This window comes from Streptomyces ureilyticus, assembly GCF_011045025.1.
In the GTDB taxonomy this organism is placed as follows: Bacteria; Actinomycetota; Actinomycetes; order Streptomycetales; family Streptomycetaceae; genus Streptomyces; species Streptomyces ureilyticus.
In genome coordinates this window covers 1-4,538 of sequence record NZ_JAAKZX010000370.1, presented here as the reverse complement: position 1 = coordinate 4,538, position 4,538 = coordinate 1, and the positions used below count along the sequence as shown (strand labels likewise).

Here is a 4,538-nt window from a genome sequence, read left to right as displayed (position 1 = left end):
GAAGCCATGATCCACATCGCCTCGGTCGACAACCTCGCCAGGCGCATAACGGACGAGACCACCCCCACCTGGCGAGGAACTTACTAGGGCATCAAGGGCAATCTGCCTACCTCAAACGCCCTCTGAGTGCCCCTCGAACGGCTCAGCGGTGCTGCGCCGTAGGAGGCGAGGGCGGATGAGCGATGTGACTGTGGTGGAAGGCATGGCGTGCACACGGAGACGAGGAGGCGCGATGTCGGAGGGATTGGCCGGGAGCGGCATGCCGTGCGCTGCCACGGGGGGTGGCGCGGAAGGGCCGTCGGACGGGTCCCCATGCGACTTCGAGCAGTTGAGCGCCGTCGCCGACGCCGTCCTGTATGAGGGCTACCTCCTCTATCCCTACCGTCGGTCTTCGGAAAAGAACCGCGTCCGGTGGCAGTTCGGGGTGCTTTTCCCCCGGGACTGGGTTGAGTCGGAGGGCCCCGTCGTCCCGGGTGTGTCCGGCTCCGCCGACTCCTGGTACCAGCAGACCGAGTGCCTGCTGCGGATCCGCCGGCCCGGCGCGTCCGTACGGGTGCGAATTCGGTACCTGCAGATGCAGCGCAAGCAGGTGCAGGAAACCGGCCGGGACGGTGGCCACAGCGCCGTCGAGTCGTTGCGGACCGACAACGGCACGGTGCATCTGACCTTCGACGAGGCGGTGCCGCGCGAAGTCGATGTCGCGGTCTGCCTGGACGACCTTTTTCAGGGTGAACGCACCGTTTCCGTGGGAGCGGCGGCCGGGGTGGACATCGAGCCACTGCCGGGTCACGCCGGTCGGGTGGTGCGGCGCCGGGAGGAGCTTCGGGCGAGCACCACTGTCGCCGCCGAGCGGCTCTCGCCGGACCTCTGCCGACTCCGGGTACGCACCACGAACACGGGTTCTGTGCCGGATTCGAGGACCCCACGCGACGAGGCGCTGCGCCGTGCGCTCATCGCCACCCATACCCTCGTCGGCGGTGAGGGCGTGGAGTTCGTCTCGCTGATCGATCCGCCCGCGGACCTGACTGCACACGTGGGCAGGTGCCGGAACGAATTCACCTTCCCCGTCCTTGGCGGTGGGCCCCCTACCGCCCCAGCCTTCTCCCGCAGCCCGCAGGGCGGCGGCACCGGACACGTTCTGCTGTCTTCACCGATCATCCTGCCCGACCACCCGCAGGTGGCTCCGGAGAGCCCGGGGGATCTGCACGACGCAGCGGAGATCGACGAGATCCTCACCCTGCGCACGATGCTGCTGACCGACGAGGAGAAGCGCGAGGCACGCGCCACCGACCTGCGGGCCGCCGCGATCCTCGACCGGGTCGAGACCATGCCCCCGGAGGTCTTCGCACGGCTGCACGGTGCCGTCCGCTCCCTGGCACCGGTCACCCCCACCACAGCCGCTCCCGCTCCCGAGCGACCCGCATGGTGGCAGGAGGGCGCCGACGACGGTTTCTCCCCGTCCACCGACACGGTCCTCGTCGACGGCGTGCCCCTCGGCGGTGGCAGCCGCGTCCGGCTTCGACCACGGGGACGGGGCGCCGACGCCCAGGACATGTTCCTGGCCGGACGGACCGCCGAGGTGGCCGCAGTTTTCCACGACGTCGACGGCAGCGTGCACCTCGCCGTCACCCTCGACGACGATCCTGCGTCCGAACTGCACACCTGGTATGGCCGCTTCCACTACTTCCGGCCCGACGAGCTCGAACCGCTCGAGCCCGCTGAATTCCCGGACGAGCCGGCGTCACCGGCTCCCGCCGCACCCCGGGCGCGGCACACGACCGACTCCGAGACCCCCCTGCAGCGGAGGCCGATGACATGACAACGCAGAGCAGTACCGCAGAAGTCAGCAAGGAACCCAGTCGCGCCGAGGAGCGGCAGGGTATCGACGAGATCCACATCCTCTGGATCTCCGAGGGCATGAGCTGCGACGGCGACACCGTCTCTCTCACCGCCGCCGGCCAGCCCTCCATCGAGGATCTGGTGCTCGGTCTGATCCCGGGCCTGCCGAAGGTGAACCTGGTCAACAAGGTGCTCTCACCGAGCCTGGGCGGCGAGGACTTCCTCGCTCCTTACCGGGCGGCGGTGCGCGGCGAGCTGGCGACCCCGTTCATCCTCGTCATCGAGGGCTCGATCCCCAACCAGAACATCATCGAGGGCGACGGCTACTGGACATCCTTCGGCAATGACCCGGAGACCGGTGAACCGCAGACCCTGAACTGGTGGATCGACCAACTGGCCCCCAAGGCCTGGGCGGTGGTGGCCGCCGGCACCTGCGCCACTTTCGGCGGCATCCACGCCATGGCCGGCAACCCGACCGGCTGCATGGGCCTTGCCGACTACCTGGGCTGGGACTACACCTCCCAGGGCGGGCTGCCGGTCGTCAACGTACCCGGCTGCCCGATCCAGCCCGAGAACTTCATGGAGACCCTGATCTGGGTCCTCTACCACGCGGCCGGTTCCGCACCCCCGCCACCGCTGGACCACATGCTGCGCCCGCAGTGGCTGTTCGGGAAGACGGTGCACGAGGGCTGCGACCGCGGCTCGTACTACGAGCAGGCCAGCTTCGCCAAGGACTACAACTCGCCCAAGTGCCTGGTCAAGACGGGTTGTTGGGGTCCTGTCGTCAACTGCAACGTGCCCAAGCGCGGCTGGATGGCCGGCATCGGCGGCTGCCCGAACGTCGGCGGTATCTGCATCGGGTGCACGATGCCCGGCTTCCCTGACGCGTTCATGCCGTTCATGGACGAGCCTCCCGGCGGCACGCTGTCCTCGCTGGCCATCAAGCCGTACGGGGCCGTCGTCCGCCGCCTTCGCGGCATGACGAACGAACTGGTCAACCACGAGCCCAAGTGGCGCCACAACAAGCGGAAGCTGACCAGCGGCTACGACCCGCGCTGGCGGCCCTGATCCCGCGCGCCACCCACCCCGCACCCACCCACGGAACACCGACAGCGAGGGGCAGTACCGCAGATGACCACAACCGAGGCCCGGCCCACGGGGCGCAAGCCGCCAGAGCTCGTGGACATGTCCTGGGATCCGATCACCCGGATCATCGGGAACCTGGGCATCTACACGAAGATCGACTTCGCGAACCGGGAAGTCGTGGAATGCCACAGCACCTCGTCGCTGTTCCGCGGCTACTCGGTGTTCATGAAGGGCAAGGATCCGCGTGACGCGGGCTTCATCACGTCCCGGATCTGCGGCATCTGCGGCGACAACCACACCACCTGTTCCGACTACGCCCAGCAGATGGCCTACGGCGTCAAGCCGCCCCCGCTGGCCGACTACATCGTCAACCTCGGCGAAGCGGCCGAGTACATGTTCGACCACACGATCTTCCAGGACAACCTGGTGTTCGTGGACTTCTGCGAGGCGATGGTCAAGGCCACCAACCCCGGTGTGCTGGCCCGCGCCGAACGCACCGCAGCGCCCCACGGGGACATCCACGGCTACCGGACGATCGCCGACATCATGCGGGCGTTCAACCCCTTCGAGGGCGAGGTCTACAAGGAGGCCCTGAAGGTCAGCCGGGTCACCCGCGAGATGTTCTGCCTGATGGAGGGGCGGCACGTCCACCCGTCCACCCTGTATCCCGGTGGCGTCGGCACGATGCCGCAGCCGACCACCTTCACCGACTACCTCAGCCGGCTCATGCGGGTCATCGACTTCGTCAAGAAGGCCGTCGCCATGAACGACGACGTCTTCGACTTCTTCTACGAGGCGCTGCCCGGCTACGAGGAGGTCGGCCGCCGCCGCATCCTGCTGGGCTGCTGGGGCGCCTTCCAGGACCCCACGAGCGTCGACTACCGGTACGAGACGATGAACACCTGGGGCAAGGACATGTACGTCACCCCCGGCATCATCGTCGACGGCGAGCTGGTCACCAACAACCTCGTCGACATCAACCTCGGCCTGCGGATCCTGCTCGGCAGCTCGTACTACGAGGACTGGGTCAACGAACAGCCCTTCGTCACCCACGACCCGCTCGGCAACCCCGTCGACATGCGCCACCCGTGGAACCAGACGACCGTCCCGGTGCCGCAGAAGCGCAACTTCGACGAAAAGTACAGCTGGGTGATGAGTCCACGCTGGTACGACAAGAAAACCGATCAGCACCTCGCCCTCGACACCGGCGGCGGCCCGCTCGCCCGGCTCTGGTCGACCGCCCTGAACGGACTGGTCGACACCCCGTACGTCAAGGCCACCGGCCACAGCGTGCGCATCTCGCTGCCCAAGGGCGAGTCGCTGCCGGAGACGACCCTGGAGTGGCGCATCCCCCAGTGGAGCAACACCATCGAACGCGACCGCGCCCGGCCGTACTTCATCGCCTACGCGGCCGCCATGGCCCTGCAGTTCGTGGAAGAGGCCATGGGGCTCGTGCGGGCCGGCGAGACCAAAGTGTTCGAGAACTACGAGGTGCCCGACGAGGCGATCGGCTGCGGCTTCCACGAGGCCGTGCGCGGTGTCCTCTCCCACCACCTGGTGATCAAGGACAAGAAGATCGCCAACTACCACCCATACCCTGTCTCTTATACACA

General features: G+C 67.6%; 3 protein-coding genes and 1 pseudogene. All 4 read left to right on the top strand.

Annotated features, from left to right (window positions below):
* A pseudogene (locus G6048_RS46840) lies at positions 1–87 on the top strand (IS5/IS1182 family transposase); the annotation flags it as partial.
* Positions 88–232: 145 nt separating this feature from the next.
* Complete coding sequence (locus G6048_RS46835) at positions 233–1,819, top strand: hypothetical protein (RefSeq protein ID WP_165345709.1); 1,587 nt, start codon at positions 233–235, stop codon at positions 1,817–1,819.
* Positions 1,816–2,907, top strand: coding sequence for an NADH-quinone oxidoreductase subunit B family protein (locus G6048_RS46830; protein ID WP_165345708.1), 1,092 nt, complete (start codon positions 1,816–1,818; stop codon positions 2,905–2,907). Before G6048_RS46835 ends, G6048_RS46830 begins: the two co-directional genes overlap by 4 nt.
* Positions 2,908–2,970: 63 nt before the next feature.
* Positions 2,971–4,538, top strand: a 1,568-nt coding sequence (locus tag G6048_RS46825; RefSeq protein WP_165345707.1) for a nickel-dependent hydrogenase large subunit, incomplete at its 3' end; no start/stop codon positions are given.

Coding starts and splice junctions, on each gene's coding strand:
- G6048_RS46835 (WP_165345709.1), top strand. CDS start 233: ATGTCGGAGGGATTGGCCGGGAGCGGCATGCCGTGCGCTGCCACGGGG.
- G6048_RS46830 (WP_165345708.1), top strand. CDS start 1,816: ATGACAACGCAGAGCAGTACCGCAGAAGTCAGCAAGGAACCCAGTCGC.